This is a genomic window from Peribacillus sp. TH27, assembly GCF_016650915.1.
Lineage (GTDB): Bacteria > Bacillota > Bacilli > Bacillales > DSM-1321 > Peribacillus > Peribacillus butanolivorans.
The window spans coordinates 1,566,056-1,584,195 of sequence record NZ_JAEKEV010000002.1 but is presented as its reverse complement, the minus strand read 5'-3'; the positions used below and the strand labels follow the sequence as shown (position 1 = coordinate 1,584,195).

At 39.4% G+C, this 18,140-nt stretch carries 14 protein-coding genes; 11 read left to right on the top strand and 3 right to left on the bottom strand.

Going from position 1 to position 18,140, the window contains the following annotated elements; genetic code table 11:
• The first annotated feature begins 123 nt into the window (after window positions 1–123).
• Entirely contained in the window at window positions 124–666 is a 543-nt protein-coding gene (locus tag JFU24_RS09015) for an acyl-CoA thioesterase (RefSeq protein WP_201221582.1), read from the top strand.
• Window positions 667–694: 28 nt separating this feature from the next.
• Here JFU24_RS09015 and JFU24_RS09010 read toward each other — a convergent pair whose 3' ends face one another.
• A complete protein-coding gene (locus JFU24_RS09010) occupies window positions 695–1,330 on the bottom strand; it encodes a Bax inhibitor-1/YccA family protein (RefSeq protein WP_053345082.1) in 636 nt (211 codons plus the stop codon).
• Between the two features lie 506 nt (window positions 1,331–1,836).
• Between JFU24_RS09010 and JFU24_RS09005 the strand changes: the two genes are divergently transcribed.
• The 8 genes from JFU24_RS09005 (at window position 1,837) to JFU24_RS08970 (ending at window position 9,054) form a co-directional block, all read left to right on the top strand.
• Complete coding sequence (locus tag JFU24_RS09005; protein WP_056530752.1) at window positions 1,837–2,862, top strand: ABC transporter ATP-binding protein; 1,026 nt, start codon at window positions 1,837–1,839, stop codon at window positions 2,860–2,862.
• Window positions 2,840–3,766, top strand: a complete 927-nt coding sequence (locus JFU24_RS09000; protein ID WP_056530750.1) for an ABC transporter ATP-binding protein — start codon at window positions 2,840–2,842, stop codon at window positions 3,764–3,766. Before JFU24_RS09005 ends, JFU24_RS09000 begins: the two co-directional genes overlap by 23 nt.
• 15 nt (window positions 3,767–3,781) lie before the next feature.
• Window positions 3,782–4,747: an oligopeptide ABC transporter permease gene (gene opp4B / locus JFU24_RS08995; protein WP_201181702.1), complete on the top strand. Its 966-nt coding sequence runs from the start codon at window positions 3,782–3,784 to the stop codon at window positions 4,745–4,747.
• 21 nt (window positions 4,748–4,768) lie between these two features.
• Window positions 4,769–5,668 carry an ABC transporter permease gene (locus tag JFU24_RS08990; protein ID WP_201183392.1) on the top strand — a complete coding sequence of 300 codons (900 nt, stop codon included), beginning with the start codon at window positions 4,769–4,771 and terminating at the stop codon, window positions 5,666–5,668.
• 18 nt (window positions 5,669–5,686) lie between these two features.
• Window positions 5,687–7,459 carry an oligopeptide ABC transporter substrate-binding protein gene (gene opp4A / locus JFU24_RS08985; RefSeq protein WP_201221578.1) on the top strand — a complete coding sequence of 591 codons (1,773 nt, stop codon included), beginning with the start codon at window positions 5,687–5,689 and terminating at the stop codon, window positions 7,457–7,459.
• Window positions 7,460–7,559: 100 nt separating this feature from the next.
• A complete protein-coding gene (locus JFU24_RS08980) occupies window positions 7,560–7,748 on the top strand; it encodes a hypothetical protein (protein WP_201181698.1) in 189 nt (62 codons plus the stop codon).
• A gap of 30 nt (window positions 7,749–7,778) precedes the next feature.
• Window positions 7,779–7,916 carry a hypothetical protein gene (locus tag JFU24_RS08975; protein ID WP_201181697.1) on the top strand — a complete coding sequence of 46 codons (138 nt, stop codon included), beginning with the start codon at window positions 7,779–7,781 and terminating at the stop codon, window positions 7,914–7,916.
• 91 nt (window positions 7,917–8,007) lie between these two features.
• Entirely contained in the window at window positions 8,008–9,054 is a 1,047-nt protein-coding gene (locus tag JFU24_RS08970; RefSeq protein WP_201249862.1) for a M42 family metallopeptidase, read from the top strand.
• A 213-nt stretch (window positions 9,055–9,267) separates the two neighbouring features.
• Here the strand turns inward: JFU24_RS08970 and JFU24_RS08965 are convergent, their stop codons facing one another.
• Entirely contained in the window at window positions 9,268–9,690 is a 423-nt protein-coding gene (locus JFU24_RS08965) for a pyridoxamine 5'-phosphate oxidase family protein (RefSeq protein WP_056530738.1), read from the bottom strand.
• Window positions 9,691–9,873: 183 nt separating this feature from the next.
• Here JFU24_RS08965 and JFU24_RS08960 point away from each other — a divergent pair, with 183 nt between their 5' ends.
• Window positions 9,874–10,686, top strand: coding sequence for a cyanophycinase (locus JFU24_RS08960; protein WP_053345089.1), 813 nt, complete (start codon window positions 9,874–9,876; stop codon window positions 10,684–10,686).
• On the top strand, window positions 10,683–13,304 hold the full coding sequence (cphA, locus tag JFU24_RS08955) for a cyanophycin synthetase (protein WP_201221576.1): 2,622 nt from the start codon (window positions 10,683–10,685) through the stop codon (window positions 13,302–13,304). Before JFU24_RS08960 ends, cphA begins: the two co-directional genes overlap by 4 nt.
• Before the next feature lie 206 nt (window positions 13,305–13,510).
• Here the strand turns inward: cphA and JFU24_RS08950 are convergent, their stop codons facing one another.
• Window positions 13,511–17,839, bottom strand: coding sequence for a S8 family peptidase (locus tag JFU24_RS08950; protein WP_201249861.1), 4,329 nt, complete (start codon window positions 17,837–17,839; stop codon window positions 13,511–13,513).
• Window positions 17,840–18,140: the final 301 nt, after the last annotated feature.

Here is an 18,140-nt window from a genome sequence, read left to right as displayed (position 1 = left end):
AGAAATATTTTTTGTCGAATAATTCCAACTAAAAGCAGGAAAATAAGCATGTGTGTTGCTTTACAGTGAAGAATTCGATAAAGTTAACTAGTGAGAAATTAGACATAAAGGAGTGCAGTCACCATGGAAGAAATAAAACATTGCCGGGACTCTTTGGTCATAAAAACGAGCCTTGTTCTCCCGCCGGATACAAATAATATTGGCACGATGTTTGGAGGCAAATTGATGGCTTACATTGATGATGTTGCAGCTATATCTGCGATGCGTCATGCGAGAAGTAATGTCGTTACGGCATCAACTGATTCTGTCGATTTTCTGCACCCTATTCACGAAGGAAATGCAGTATGTCTAGAAAGCTTCGTAACTTATACGGGCAGAACATCTATGGAAATCATTGTAAAAGTTATTGCGGAAGATTTAGTTACGGGAGACCGGAACTTATGTGTTATTTCCTTTTTGACCTTTGTTGCCATCAATGAAGATGGAAAACCAATACCGGTTCCGCGTTTGGTTCCAGAGACTGAAATGGAGATGAATTTAAACGAATCAGCGAAACAGCGGGCCCAAGTAAGGAAAAAAAGAAGAGAAGATACTCAGTTCATTGCCAGTACCTTTGGTGTAAAACAGCCGTGGACTGAAAAATCAGAGCCTGGACTATATAAATAAAAAAACCGGGCAGATAATGCCCGTTTTTTTAATCTTCGCTAGATAAAATACCAAAGAAACGTAGGATGTTAATAAAAAGGTTAATGAAATCAAGATACAGATTTAAGGCCATAAGTGGTACTTCCTCTGCTGTAACCCCGTAATGCTTCATTCGATTAAAATCATATAAAATATATCCACTGAATACAAGAATCCCAATAAATGAAAAGATTAGCATTGCTGTAGAACTTAAAGGTGAGAAAAGGTTAAAAATACTAATGGCTACTAAAGCTAACAAGGCGGCAAACAACATTCCTCTTAAGAAAGAAAGGTCCCTCTTGGTTGTTGTAGCATAAATAGCTAGTCCCCCAAATACAACTGTTGTCGTCACCCCGGCTAACATCACAACATTCGCCCCTGCAGTGGCAAGATAGTGTGCAATAATCGGATAGGTGGTAATCCCAGAAATTAACGTAAAACTATACAGGAATGTGTAGCCAATAGATTTTTTCTTCCGCATGATAAAAGCGCCAATTAGCATAGCAATTTCCAGAATCGCTAAGGGAAGAAATAAGGATGGTGGAACTAGAGTTCCAACAGCCATCCCTAATACAGAGATTGCGAGAGAAAGAGCAAAGGTACGCATAACAGATGGCATATATGTGTTTACAGTTTGTGAATACATTCAATCACCTCATTATTTATTGTCTACCGGTTTCTACGAAAGAGTTTTAAAAAGGTTTCAGTGCATTTAAAAATAATATTTAAGGTGTTTTTTAAAGAGATATGAAATATACATGATAGTATTACTAATTTTATGATATTCTTACAATTAAGCTAATTTTTCTGAAATATTAAAATTTTCAAACTGTAACAAAATAAGTACTTTTTCCCTAGGTGAAATTAAGTGATTTAATATTTTTAGTGGAATATTTAATCATTATTTCAAAATAAGAAAATTAAAATGTTTTATTCTATGCTATAAATAGGACTTCATAACTTTACTGTGTAAAAGTTATGAAGGAAACTATTTTTATATTGCAGAAAAATATTCCTAAAGTTATAAAATATGAAAAAAATGTGATTATTTTCTACAAAACTATTGAATAAATGTTAAAAATTGATTAAAATTTTAAATAATTATCAGAAGATTTATTATTTTCCCGAAAAAATAGTTTAGGGGGAGCAGGGATGAAGAAAGCTATATTGCAAATTGAAAACCTTACTACCTCATTTCGAATTCAGAGCAAATATCATGCGGCGGTGGATGATGTTTCGTTTACTGTAAATGAAAATGAAATTGTAGCGGTGGTTGGAGAATCAGGATGTGGAAAGAGCGCACTGGCCCTTTCTATCATGCAATTACATAATAAACAGAGAACGAAGTCAGAAGGTACAATACATTATAAAGGTCAAAATTTACTTACACTGAATGATACACAAATGAATAAAGTCCGCGGAAAGGAATTAGGGATGATATTTCAGGAACCTTTGACAGCATTGAACCCGCTGATGACAATCGGAAAACAGATTGAGGAAAATCTTGACTATCATACTGAACTTTCTAGAGATGAAAAAAAGAACAGGACAATCGAACTTTTAACACAAGTGGGTATCCCTTATCCTGAACGGACGTACAAGCAATATCCGCATGAACTATCAGGCGGAATGCGTCAAAGAGCAATGATATCGATTGCCATTGCTTGCAATCCTGCACTAGTTATTGCTGATGAACCAACGACAGCATTAGATGTTACCATTCAAGCGCAAATACTTGATTTGTTGAAAGATATTCAAAGTAAAACCAAAATGGGGATTATATTAATTACCCATGATCTGAGCGTTGTAGCAGAGGTAGCTGATCGGATTGTTGTCATGTATGCTGGGCAAGTAGTAGAGACGGGAAGTGTTAAAGAGATATTTAACAATCCACTTCATCCATATACTAGGTCGCTATTAAATTCAATCCCTTCGGCTACCAATGAAAAAAACCGTTTGCACGTTATTGAGGGAATTGTTCCATCGATAGCAAAAATGGACAGGAAGGGATGTCGGTTCCAAGATCGTATTCCATGGATTCCTAAACAAGCTCATGAAGAGTCGCCTCATCTTCACGAGGTAGGTCAGGATCACTTTGTACGGTGCACCTGCTATAAAGAATTTTATTTTCAAGCTGAAGGAGATGCATCGACTCATGACATTACTCAAAGTAGATAATTTAAAAGTGCATTTTCCAATAAGAGGCGGTTTTTTCCGAAGAGTAGTTGATCATGTAAAAGCCGTTGATGGTGTGTCCTTTGAGCTGCAGCAAGGGGAAACATATGGTTTGGTAGGAGAATCAGGAAGCGGCAAGTCAACGACAGGTAAGGCAGTTGTCAAGCTGAATAATGTGACATCCGGACAAATCCTGTTTGAAGGCAGGGATTTAGCAGCTTTAAGTAGAAAAGAGATTAAACCATTCAGAAAAGATATCCAAATGATTTTCCAAGACCCATATTCATCATTGAATCCCAAGAAGAGGGTGCTGGACATCATTGCCGAACCGCTGAGGAACTTTGAACGGTTATCACCTGCAGAGGAAAAGAAAATCGTTCAGGACTTCTTGGACAAAGTCGGACTCAGTCCGGAATCGATTCACAAGTATCCTCATGAATTTTCAGGGGGGCAGCGCCAGCGGATTGGAATTGCTAGATCATTAACATTAAAACCCAAACTGATTATTGCTGATGAACCGGTATCAGCCCTCGATGTATCGGTTCAGGCGCAGGTGTTGAATTTTCTTCAGGATCTCCAACAGGAGTTCAATTTAACTTATTTATTTGTTGGTCATGACCTCGGTGTAATCCGGCATATGTGTGATCGGATGGGCGTTATGTATCGCGGTAGATTAGTAGAGGAAGGCAATAGCGATGAAATCTATGAAAATCCCCAACATATTTACACAAAGCGTCTGATTGCTGCCATTCCGGATTTAGAGCCGGAAGTTCGTGAGGAAAAAGTACAGCTTAGAAAAAAATTATCAGCAGAGTATGAGTCGTCTTATTCAAAATTTTTCGATGAAAATGGACGTGCTTACGACTTGAAGCCAATCTCATCAACACATAGAGTCGCATTACAATAAGGAGGTGGAAAGGATATGTGGAAGTTTATCCTCAGGCGTTTTTTAGTTATGATCCCGCAGCTCTTTTTATTGAGCATTATCGTTTTCATGATGGCAAAAGCAATGCCGGGAGATGCCTTGTCTGGTCAAGAAATCAATCCTAGGGCTAATCCTGCTGAGCTTGAAAGACTCAGAGAAGAATTGGGCTTGAATGATCCTTGGTATCAACAATATATAAGGTGGGCATCTAATGCTGTACAAGGGGACTTTGGTATTTCCTATACACATAAAACGCCGGTTATGGATGTTATAGAAGACAGGCTTTGGAACACGGTTTTCCTTGCGTTGGTAACACTTATCTTTACATATATGCTTGCCATTCCATTAGGTATACTTAGCGGCAGATATAATGATACCTGGGTGGATAAGACCGTTACGGGTTATAGTTATATAGGATTTGGCACACCGATATTTATCTTTGCGTTAATTATGTTATTTGTTTTCGGATTTGCCCTGGATTGGTTCCCGTCTGGAGGCAGTGTCGATTCCAAAGTGGATGAAGGTACATTCGCATATGTTGTAAGTAAGATCAATCACCTGATTTTACCGGCTTTAAGTACGGCCTTAATAGCTACAACAAGTACAATTCAATATTTACGAAATGAAATAATTGATAATAAAATAAAGGATTTCGTAAGGACTGCGCGTTCAAAAGGTGTACCTGAATCCAACGTATATTCACGGCATATCCTAAGAAACTCCTTTTTACCAATTGCAGCATTCTTAGGCTATGAAATTACTGGGTTGATCGGCGGCGCTGTCATAATAGAGACTATTTTTAGTTATCCAGGACTTGGACAGCTTTTCCTTAGTTCCGTCAGTTTACGGGATTTCAGTGTAGTGACGGCCATCGTCATGATGACGGGATTTGCCACTCTGCTTGGCACTCTTCTTTCAGACATCATACTAAGTGCGGTCGATCCGCGCATACGGATAGAATAGGAGCGGGGTGAGCGTATGGAAATGAAAGTAGAATCCGGAAAAATCATTCAAACGAAAGATGTGAGCCCATCAGGTATGAAAATCATATGGCAGGAAATTAAAAAGGATAAACTTGCTATGGGCTCATTGATTATATTAGTAGCTATATTGGTTTTCGTTTACGGCGCGTCGTTCTTTATGGATGCCAAGGAAATTGCTAAGGTCGATTTCCTCTCCATTTATATGGAACCATCTTCAGACTACTGGCTCGGAACCGATTATGGTGGACGGGATGTATTCGGACAACTGATCATCGGTACGAGAAACTCATTTACCATCAGTTTGTTCATTACCTTATTTACGGCTATCATTGGTTTATCTTTCGGGCTTCTAGCTGGATATTTTGGCGGGGCCACCGACAATGTGATCATGCGTGTAATCGATTTTGTGATTGCCCTTCCGCAATTGATGTTCATCATTGTTGTAGTCACGATTGTACCAGTATTCAATGTGTATGTTTTCATATTAATCATGACGATGTTTTTATGGACAGGAAAGGCACGGCTGATTCGTTCAAAGGCTTTGTCAGAGCGTGAGTTGGACTATATTCACGCCTCACAAACACTTGGTACACCACATTGGAAAATCATCCTTTTTCAGCTTCTTCCTAATGTCAGTTCACTGATTATAGTTAATTTTATTTTGAATCTAGCAGGTAATATTGGCCTAGAATCCAGTTTGACTTTCTTAGGATTCGGTCTTCCAGAGAGTACCCCGAGTCTAGGGACGCTCATCAGTTATGCTCGAAATCCAGATGTTTTGGAAAACAAATGGTGGATATGGGTACCCGCATCGCTCATGATTTTAGTGTTGATGCTGAGTATAAATTTTGTTGGTCAAGCGTTAAAACGCGCCGCAGATGCAAGACAAAGAAGAGGATAAAAAAGGGGAGTGTATGTCATGAAGATCAAAAGTTATAGCAAGGTATTAAGTGCATTGGCTATATCGTCTCTACTGCTTGCCGCATGTTCAAATGATACGGAAAAATCGTCAACAAAAGAAAAAAAAGGGAAAGATGTCGAACAAGTTGATACATCGCTATTCCCGACAAAAACAACAAATCAGGGAGAGCCGATTGAAGGCGGCCATCTGACTTACGGATTGGTATCAGATACCCCGTTTGAAGGGATATTAAACAAAGTTTTCTATCAAGGAGATCCGGATAACCAAGTTATCACATTCCTTGATGAAGATTTACTGGATACAGACGAAAACTATGTTTTCACAAATGACGGTGCTGCTTCTTATGAAATTTCAGACGATAATAAAACGGTAACACTTACAATTAAAGACAATGTTAATTGGCAAGATGGGAAGCCTGTGACTGGGGCTGATTTAGAGTATGCATACCTTGTCTTGGGGAGCAAGGATTACAAAGGTGTACGCTATGATGAACAAATGGCTTTAATTGAAGGTATGGAAGAGTATCATGCCGGAAAAGCGGATAGTATTTCGGGTATTAAAGTAGATGGTAAGAAAATCACCTTTACTTTTAAGAAAGCAAATCCATCTGTAACAACTGGATTATGGACATATCCGCTTCATAAAGAATACTTAAGTGATGTTCCAATTTCAAAGTTGGAATCTTCTGATAAAATTCGTAAAAATCCGATTGGTTATGGACCATTTAAAGTGAAGAAAATTGTTCAAGGTGAAGCAGTTGAATTCGAAGCGTTTGAAGGGTACCACCGTGGAGCGCCTAAGTTGGACAGCGTTACTTTAAAAGTTGTGAATCCGTCCGTTGCTGTTAAGTCACTGGAAAATGGGGATATCGATGTAGCTAGTATTTCTGCTGATCAATATGACCAGGCAAAAGCATTGGACAACGTTGAAATATTAGGAAAAGTCGATTTAGCTTATTCTTATATTGGTTTCAAGTTCGGTCATTATGATAAGGAAAAAGCAGAAAATGTTATGGACAACCCGAAATTCGAAGACAAACGTCTTCGCCAGGCAATGGCTTATGCCATCAATAATGAAGAAGTCGGCGAAAAGATGTATAAAGGGCTTCGTTTCCCTGCCAACTCAGTTATCACACCAAACTTCAAGTATAATAATAAAGATGTTAAGCCATATGAATATGATCCTGAAAAAGCTAAAAAACTTTTGGATGAAGCCGGATATGTTGATACAAATAAAGATGGACTTCGTGAAGACCCAGATGGAAAAGAGTTCAAAATCAACTTCGCTTCCATGAGCGGCGGAGATATTGCTGAACCGCTTACCAATTATTACATTCAACAATGGCAGGAAGTAGGCCTAGACGTTCAAATGCTAGATGGAAGGCTGCATGAGTTCAATTCATTCTATGATCTGTTGAAAAAAGATAATGAAGAGGTTGATATCTATCAAGCGGCATGGGGTGTTGCTTCCGATCCAGATCCATCTGGTCTTTGGTCAAAATCCGCAGCATTTAACTATACTCGCTGGGTGAACGACAAAAATGATGAGCTTCTTGCGAAAGGAATCTCAGAGGAAGCGTTTGATGATCAATATCGTATTGATACCTACAATGAGTGGCAAGAACTGATTCATGAAGAAGTTCCAATTATTCCAACATTATTCCGTTACACTACGACTGGAGTAAATAAGCGTGTCTCTGGTTATGATTATCTTGCGGAGCGCCAATATAAATGGTTCAATGTTGGTGTCACTGAAAAAGAAACAAAATAATAAATCCAATCGGCTGCCTGTGTAGGTGGCCGGTTTTTTACGTTTCACTATGTGAATAAAGGATATATACAATTAGTAAGTAATTGGAAGGGTGATTTTGATGGAAGTGAGAAATCCTAATGAAACAAAGAGAGAGTTAGAAATATTGTTTACTGAATCGGTTGGTCGATTACTGAAACCTCTTGAAGAGGCAATCATTGCTGACATTGTAGCCTATCCAGACGAAAAGAGAATTGCCTTCTTGGAATATATGAAGGAAATGTCCAACAAGCAAAGACAGATAAGGTAAATTGAAATTTCGTCATGAGGAGGATTTTTCATGAATAACGAAGATATGAGCAGATATAAAGTATGGCGTGATAAGTGGAAAAGGAAAATGAATATGGAAAATTTCGCGATATATGGTATTACTACATTGGTTATGGCAATCTTGCCTGTTCTGGCCCAAATGAGTTAAATCAATCAAAGGACTGTCTCAGGGCGGTCCTTTGTATGTTAAAAGTTGGCATAAAAAGATATAATAAACAAAGAGGAAAGGAGAGATAGGCATGAGTGTTATCAAAGAAAAAGAGATCGTTACTTACATAAAAGAGTTAGTATCAATACCAAGCCCATCTGGTTATACCGATCAAGCAATTAAGTATGCGGCTAAATTCATGGAGAGCAAGCAGGTACCCTATCAAATCACGAATAAAGGAGCATTGCTAGCTACGTTAAAAGGTGAAGATGAAACCAGACATCGTTTACTGACAGCCCATGTCGATACACTAGGAGCGATGGTAAAGGAAATTAAGTCGAATGGCCGTCTGAAATTGACGATGATCGGAGGTTTCCGCTGGAATTCAGTGGAAGGGGAATACTGCAAAATTCATACTGCTGACGGAGCTTTTGTCACTGGGACGATTCTAATCAATCAAACGTCTGTGCATGTGTATAAAAATGCCGGTGATGCCAAACGTGATGAGGAGACAATTGAAGTCCGCATTGACGCAGTTGTGAAATCAAAAGCGGAAACAGAGGCAATTGGCATCTCTGTTGGAGACTTTGTATCATTTGAACCAAGGGTAGAAGTAACAGAGACTGACTTTTTGAAATCAAGGCACTTGGATGATAAGGCAAGCGTTGGCATTCTTCTTCATATCATTGACCTGATTTCTGCAGGTAAGATTAAATTGGCATATACCACTCATTTCTTGATTTCTAATAATGAAGAAATAGGCTATGGTGGGAATTCTAATATCCCAGAGAAAACAGTTGAATATCTAGCCGTTGATATGGGAGCGATCGGTGATGGCCAAACGACGGATGAATACAGCGTTTCCATTTGCGCCAAAGACTCTTCCGGTCCGTATCACTATAAATTGCGTCAGCATCTTGCCTCACTTGCTAAAGCAAACGGTATTGACTATCGCGTCGATATTTATCCGTATTATGGATCGGATGCTTCCGCAGCAATCCGAGCAGGATACGATTTGGTTCATGGCTTGATTGGTCCGGGAATTGACGCATCTCACGCCTTTGAGAGAACACATATCTCTTCATTAAAGCATACAGCCAATCTAATCTTGCATTATATACAATCAGAGCTAGTATGATTGAAAAAAAGCCCACACTCATTATGTACCGAGTGTGGGCTTTTTAGGCAGAAGCAAATCCTTTTTGAAATTTTAGCGATAATCCAAATTTTACTCGTGATTTTAAATCATTTACTCGTGAATTTTGCCAATTTACTCGTGAGTTTTGATCATTTACTCGTAAGTACATGAGATTTACTCGTAAATTAAAATTACCTTACGTCCCGACAATTTTTATAATTGTAATTCTTGTGGAGGTTCACCATTGTTATTCATCAAACGGATGCTTTCAGGCTTAATTTGAAGGAATAGATAGTTTGGATCTTCTGGTCCGTCAAACCAATTTTTAAATGACGTATCCCATAATTTTTTCTTTAGTTCCTGTGAGTCGTTTATTTTCGAGGTCCCTGAGATTTCCACGTAAGAATCGCCGAATCCTTTATCTTCATAGCCGATTAGGATATGAACATTAGGATTCTTTTCAATTTCATCTATTTTTTCTGTGGATGCACTTGTTGGTGTATAAAAAGTTAATTCGTCGTTGAAAAATGTCATATAACGTGAATGTGGTTTGTTATCTTCTACTGATGATAGAACACCTATTTTATGATCGCCGATGATATTCAATACTTGTTCTTTTAATTGGTTTTGGCTCATTTTTACACACTCCTTTTATTATTTTCTCTATTACTTTTCCTCTAATGTCATTAAGTTAAACAAAATTCTACAGTTTGCTAAATTTATGAATGAAGACTATGACAAAAGGCCATACTATTCATTATGTGTTCTGTTTAGAAAAACTTCATGATTTTAATCCATATGTAAAGGTGAGTATGAGCAATGAATTGTGGTGAATTACTTATCATCGGTGGGGCTGAGGATAAGTGCCTTGAAGGTGAAGTATTAAATAAATTTGTCGAACTCGCGATACGCGCTAAAGGTGGAATTGGCATCCTGCCTACAGCGAGTGAAATTCCTGAAGAAGTGAGTAAAGAGTATATCAGGATTTTTAGAGACTTAGGCGTGAGCAAGGTTGAAGTTATCAAGTTGAATTCAAGAAAGGATGCAGAGGAACAGGCCATTTGTGAACAACTGGCCTCTTTTTCAGCTATCTTTATAACCGGAGGAAACCAAAGCCGATTATCCGAGCTTATTGGGCAGTCAAAATTTCACAATACTCTATCAAAGGCCTGGCATAATGGAATGGTTCTAGCTGGGACAAGTGCGGGTGCTTCAATTATGGGTAAGCAAATGATTGTCGCAGCTGACACGATGCTGAATGATGATAAATTAAAAGTGGAGATTGGAAAAGGGTTCGGCTTTCTAGACGGCCTGCTTATTGATCAACATTTTTCGCAGCGTGGTCGCTTTGATCGACTTTTAAGTGCGATAGCAGAAAATAAAGAAATTATTGGTATAGGTATTGATGAAAATACAGCAATATTAGTGAAAGATGGACAATTTGAAGTATTTGGTCAACATCAGGTTTTAGTGCTTGATGGAAGCAAAAGTGATTATATCAATATCACGTCTTCTGAAAATGGCAGTGAAGAGTTGACCCTCTCAGGGTTTCAGCTTCATACACTTACAAGAGGCTATCGTTTTGACTTGCATACAAGAAAATTGTTGATGAAAAAGGGGATCCAATCATGATAATCAATCGAGTCCGTTTTTTAAAAGGGCCAAATTATTTTTCTTATACACCAACGATCTGTATAGAATTAGATATAGAGGAACTGGAAAAACAGCCATCTGATGCTATTCCTGGGTTTAATGAAAAGTTGTTAAAGACTCTCCCTAACCTTGGCAGCCATACTTGTTCACAAGGATATCAAGGCGGATTCACTGAGAGGCTGAAACGGGGTACTTGGATGGGCCATATTTTGGAGCATATGACGATTGAACTCCAAAATATGGCTGGAATCAATGCCATTCGTGGAAAAACGATTATGATGAAAAAACAAGGGCTTTATTATGTTACCTATGACTATCAGGAGCCTAAGTCAGGTCTTCAAGCATTTTTAGCTGCAAAAGAAATCGTAGAAGCTATCCTGAATGATGAAAAACATATTAATGTACAATTATATGTGAACCAAATTGAACAGTTATATTATAAAAATAAACTTGGTCCTAGTACCGAAGCCATTTATCAGGCGGCTCACTCAAAAAAAATCCCTGTCGAACGAATAGGCGAAGAGAGTTTACTGCGCTTAGGAACTGGTTCAAGGCAGAAGTATGTCCAGGCGACAATTTCAAGCCAAACTTCAAATATCGCCGTTGAGAATTCCTGTGATAAATCATTGACCAAGGCTATTTTAAAAGGTTGCAGTCTCCCAGTACCAGAAGGAGAAATCGCCTACTCAATAGAAGGTATATTTGACTCAGCCGACAGGCTTGGTTTCCCGCTTGTTATAAAACCGTATAACGGCAGACAGGGCCAGGGTGTAATAACCCATATCAAAAATAAGGATGAGTTGTTTAATGTGATCCATTGTTTGGATTCTCATGTGGAAAAATACATTGTGGAACGTCATTTTGAAGGACATGATTATCGGTTACTGATAGTCAACGGAGAGCTAACAGCTACAAGTTTGCGGCTTCCTCCCTATGTTATTGGGAATGGAAAAGAGACGTTACGCAGATTGATAGAAAAGGAAAACCTCAATTCGTTGCGGGGAGACGGACATGAAAAGCCGATGTCAAAAATTCCACTTACACATACGGTAACGTGTTACTTGGAGAAATCGAACCGGAACCTTGATACTATTCCGAAACAAGGTGAGCTGGTCCAAGTTGTCGGTAATGCGAACCTTTCAACTGGTGGAAAGGCAATTGATGTAACGGACCAGGTTCATCCAACTATTAGGAATATGGCGATAGCTGCTGCCAAAGCTATCGGATTGGATATTGCGGGAATAGATTTAATCTGTCAGGATATATCAAAACCTTTCAATCATTTAAAAACGGCAATAATTGAAGTGAATGCTGCACCAGGGATTCGAATGCATCATTATCCAAGTGAAGGAAAAAAAAGGGATGTTGGCAAAGCCATCGTAGATTATTTATTCCCAACTCAAGAAGAGGCCACTATCCCGATTATTGCAGTAACTGGAACAAATGGAAAGACAACAACAACCCGATTGGTTCATTATTTTCTTTCAGATGTGAAAACAAAGGTTGGAATGACGAATTCAGATGGAGTGTATATCGGCGAAGAGGTATTGGTACAAGGTGACTGCAGTGGCCCTATTAGTGCAAGAACGATATTGGCCCATCCTGAAGTCGATGTAGCTGTTTTAGAAACAGCACGAGGAGGAATTCTTCGTGAAGGTCTAGCTTTTCGTCAATGTGATGTTGGTATTATTACAAATGTGAGTGAAGATCACCTTGGCTGTGATGGTATTGAAACACTAGACGATCTCGTTAAATTAAAGAGGCTAGTAGCTGAGGTCGTTCAAAAAACGGGTTATTGTGTTTTGAATGCCGATGATCCGAATGTAGCTGCTATGGCAGAGTATACTGATGGAGAGGTTATATACACCTCTACATATGCCACTCAGCCATTGGTGAAAGCCGCGATTAATGAAGGACGTAAGGTTTGGTTTGTTGATGAACAAGGTATAATCAGTTATTCATCAGATGGTGTGATACATCAATTTATGGATTGCACTCAAATCCCAATAACGATTTCTGGCATGGCGCGACATAATATCGCTAATTTACTTCAAGCGTTAGCCGCGGCACATACGCAAGGTATTTCAATGGAAGAATTACGAAAGAAGGCTATTGCGTTTATGCCTGATAAAAAATTGTCTAAAGGACGTTTCAATTTAAAAAAACTAAAAGAACGAACCGTTATTATCGATTACGCCCATAACGTAGCAGGGTTGCAGGCCATTTTCGATACGGTTAGTGCCTATAACAGAAATCGCATTATCACTGTTTTGGCAGGACCAGGAGACCGTATTGACGAAGAAATCATCAGATTGTCAGAGGTCGTAGCAAAACATTCAGATCTGTTCATCATTAAAGAAGACGATGATTTACGGGGAAGAGTACCGTTGGAGGTAGCCGAGCTGCTTCGGGAAGCTGCGATAGAAGAAGGATTACATAAAGATAAGACATATATCGTACCTAATGAATTAGACGCATTCGTAAAAGCGTGGGAAGTATCACAACCGGGTGATCTTTTATTATTCTTTTACACGGATTTCGACTATGTAGATCAGTTTTTCGAAACAGTTTCAAAAAATCTATTGCCGAAGAAATAAAAAAGTAAATTCCGCTCAATCTTGAGGGGGATTTACTTTTTAATTATATAAACTTCCCTTTTTCTATCTATGGAATTAGATAAATGTCCTTTTCAAAGCAGGGAAGATGTGAGGCATTTTATAGAGTCAAAGAAAATTGCACTAATATTTGTATTAAAAAAGCCATGCTTCCGGCCGTTAGGCATAGAAAGCATGGCTTTTGCATTTTACTTTTTAGCGTTAATCCAAAGCTTACCTGCCGCTCTTTGTGTTGTAATATTACCATAGCTATCTGCTGCTTTTACTTCCACAACAGCACCAGGTGCCTTTACATTCGTTGTGGCGGTATAGTAGCCGACATAATGTCCTGAAGATGTTTCTTTCATTGGTAATTCAGTTGCATTCGCAATGCCTCCTGCATTTGTCAGAGGCATCAAAATGGAGAAATTTGCTGCCAAGCCAGGTTCACTGTCGAATTCGATTTTAACCGATTCACCGCTTTTTAAGATTTTATCCTCATTTGGCACTAAATCGGAAATTTCTGGAGCGGTATATTTTACATCGATGGAGACAGATTTAGTGACTTTATTGCCTGCCTTATCTTGAGCAACCACCTTAATTTTATTGATTCCTTTGTCCAGTAGAAGGCGATAGGAGAAGGTGTTATCTTTCACATCGGCCTTCTGTCCGTTTACTTTAACTGAATTAAGATTATCATCCGAAACTGTTCCCTTAACAGTAACTGTTTCACGATTTACTTTGCTGCCATCTGTAGGTGAAGTAATTGCTAGTTCCGGATTAGCGGTATCCAATATCACCTTTACAGGCAAAGAGGCCTCAGTTGAACCTTGGCTTGTCCGAGCTTTTGCTGTCAAAGTATTTTCACCGTTGCTTAATGTGACCGGAACAGCGAAGGTTCCTTTATCAGTAGAATCCGTACTTGCTACTTTCTCCCCTTTGTTAAAAATATCTACTTTTGTTGTAGGTGCAGATGTACCTTCAACCGTTACTTCTTTTTGATTTGAATAAGCACCGTCTTTAGGTGAGATAATTACAGGTTCCTTCACTTCGTAATCGACAGTGGCACGAATCATATAATTTCCTTCCTCAGTTGGGGATTGCGACCATGAATTGCTGACTCCCTGCCAGCTTCGTCCTGCATTTGGTCCATCTTCATCAGTAGCTAATCCTGGTGCATTCGGATTGGCCTTTGTTTGGGTATAAACAATAAAGAAATCACCTTCAACCATGATTCCATGTTCGCTCAAATCAACATGTGTCCATTGACCGTCGCGCAACGCAGTCTCATTAAAAGGACCTGCGATTTTTTTGCCTGGCGACCCATCTGTTCCCGATGCATCATACACCGAAACTTGGAATTCAGTCCCGCCTGGAGCAGGCCATGTGGTATCCCAGAAACGTAAAAGGGCGCCGGTTACATTTGCCGTTTTATTTCCCGAAGCTAACGACATTTTCACAGCCCAGCTATTGCCTGCCGTATTAAAGGCTCGGGCGTTTTCTGCTGTTCCGTCGTCATACTTAATCTCATCTGGGTACCCGATGAACGGTTTCAGTTCAATATCTTTCCTAGAGCTGTTACCGTCCGAAATCGTTACGGATGCTTCACTGCCGTAATAAGAAGGAGCCATGACTTTCAAAGTATATTTTCCTTCATAAGCGGATAGAGTGTATTCACCGTCCGAATTTGTAGTCACTGGCTTAATAGCGGCATCCTCAAGAAAGTATACGGTAGCACCAGAGACTGGTTCGCCAGTAATTTTGTTGGTGATTGTACCGTTGATTGTTCCTTTTGGAATTTCTTGAAGCGTAAAGTTAGCAGTTGATGTTGCATCTTGTTCGACGTTGACTGTTGCTGTTTGTGATCGATAACCGTATGTTTCTGCTTGCAATGTGTATGAACCTGATGCATGCGTAAGTTGGTAAGATCCATCTTGCGGGTTTGTATAAACAGATCTTCCAGTTTCTAAAACACTGACCTGTGCCTGTAATGGAAGAAGTACTGGGGCAGGCTGGTCTTTTTCAGGTGCTTTTTTCACTTTATCTGCAATTGGCTTAATTTTATCAGGGTCAACTTTTGGCTTAGCTGAAACAGAAGAGTCAGACTTGATAACGCCTAGTCCTGTTTTAGCTTTTGCAGCCGGCTGCAGGGAAGTATCAGCCAATTTAACATCATCAATATACCAGCCAGGTTTTTGGACTGAACCATCAGATGTGACATTAAAGGCAATATAGATTCTTTCTCCAGCATATTGGCTTAAGTTAACTTCACCATCGATCCAACTATTTGACTTATCATTAAAACGAGCCGCTTGTACCCAGTTTGTTCCGTTTGTAGAGATAAATACATGTCCGAAATCATAATTTTTTTCAAGTTCGAACCAATGTTTAAATTGTAAATAGCTTGTGCCTTCAGGAACATCGACTGGAGGCATGGATAGGCTCATATTGGCACTATTAGCATAGTTTCCAGCCAGGTTTGTAGCATAAACCTTTTGACCTGATGCTGCAGAGCCAGGTCCACTTGTCGGAATACCCCATTCCCAGTTATTGTTTGTGCCGGAAGAGGTCCATCCAATAGGATCTTGTTCAAAGTCCTCTGTATAACCCACACTGATTCCTGGCAATAGCTCAACGGTATAAGAGTCAGTAGCTGTTACTGAGCCTCCGAAGTCAGTTGCGGTCCATTTATAAGCGACTGAATCTTCAGTCAGCTCTGAGCCTGGAATCGTGGCTTCATACGTTCCTGATTTATAGTCACCGCTCGTTCTCTCAGCCTTGACTTCAACCCAAGTTCCGTCGGCTTTTTGGTAGCTAAGTTTAACGGTAGTGACACTTACATTATCTGACACTTCAGCTTGAAGTGTTATATCCATTTTTTTATACGAATTTTTTGGTGCCTTATGGGAAATGACAGCTGCTTCTGAGTCATCTCCAGCTTTGGTAACTTTACCCTCAATTTTCCCAAGTCCGCTTACAACAGAGGAAACTGCATCAAATGCATTAACAAGGCCATAGCCGTAAGCATGGTTGGGACTTGTCGGATAATTATTGTCTGTCAAAGGAGTGGAAGTTGTAAGTAAGATTTCCTCAAGCTGGTCAACAGTTAAGCTGGCATTTGCTTGTCGTAATAGAGCAGCAACCGCTGAAATGTGAGGACCTGCCATTGAAGTGCCATTCCAGCCGCCTTCATATGCACCGCCAGGAATGGCAGAACGAATGTTAACGCCTGGTGCGGAGATGTCAGGTTTAATTTCTCCATATGGAGATGGACCACGTAAAGAGAAACTGCCAACTTGGTTGTTAAGATCTGTTGCTCCAGTGGCAAAGGCCTCTGGATAGTTTGCTGGATTTGCTACTGAACCAGCACCGCCGGGATTAGACAATGTGGTATTTCCAGCAGAGAATTCAGGAAATATCTCGGCAGCTTTCCATGCTTGTACCATTGGGCGATACCACTCGTCGAGTCCAGCTCCGCCGCCCCAAGAGTTATTGACAACATCTGGTGCTTTCTCAGGATGAGGATTACCAGCAGCATCTTTTGGAGCGATAACCCATTCGCCTGCTTCTAATAAATCAATGTCTGAACCGCCATCGTTAGAAAAGGCTTTAACTGAAATGAATGTGGCACCTGGAGCAACTCCGATTTGATTTGCACCATTTGGTTCAGAGCCCACCATCGTACCAATTGTGTGAGTTCCATGATCTAAATCATCATATGGTGAAGCTTGTCCGCTTACAGCATCAAACCAGTTATATTCATTATTTGGAACATCTGGATTGGCAGGGTTATACCCGCGGTACTTTGTTTTCAAGGCCGGGTGGTTCCATTGGACACCTGTATCGATAGAAGCAATAACCGTTCCTGCTCCATCAATGCCCATGTTCCATACAGCAGGAGCACCGATTTTTTCAATATTCCACTCAATTGAAGAGGTATCGGCTTTTGTTTTGCTCGCTTCTGAGCCTTTAAGGGTCTTTGCAGCTGCAGTCTTACTTGCCGGCTGAATTAGCTGCCTAGTCTCATTTGGCATAATTTTTTCTACTTCAGGAAAAGCAGCGATTTGCTCCATAACATCCTTTGTAGCTGTCACGGCAATCGCATTAACAATATAAAAGGATTGAAAATCTTTCGCCTTACCAGCTTTTTCTTGCTTATCTAAGTAGTTTTTAATATTCGCTTGTGTTTGAAGAGCTGTAGCACGAAGCTCAGATACTACACTTGATCGTTTAAGTAACTTTGAATTACTCGCAGATAACTTTTGTGATTTTGCTGTTTTTGCAGCCTTTGAGGATACGTCTTTGGTGTCTACTTGCTCTTTGAATTTAACGAGAAACGTTACCTGATCATTTTTTTTAAACTGAGTAAGTACTTTTGAGGCGACTTTCTTTTGATTCTTCCCCGTTAATTCATCTTTAGCGGAGGTATGGATTTTGTTTGAAGTTGCTGCGATAGAGTTTGTTGGAATTATCAGCGATCCAATAAGCATGATAGCGAATATTAACGCTAACCATTTCGTTCTTCGTTTTTTTTGCAATTTTTTTCCCCCTATTCTATTTTCAAAGAACAAAAAATTCGACCAGTCTACAGGTACAATGCACCTCCATTCTTTCTAGATGGCCAGTATGTAGAACACTGATGTTCCTTTAATGATAACGAACAGGTAAACAAGAAAATTGTCATATTTTGGGATGTAAAACTCGGATTATCGAAAATGAACATATTGTAGGAATGTATATTTTGGGAAAATAAGGAATTATACCTTTCTTCGTGATAAATATAATGGTAAATTATAGAAAAAATATACTATTATACGAGTGTCAAAAGAACTTTCTTTG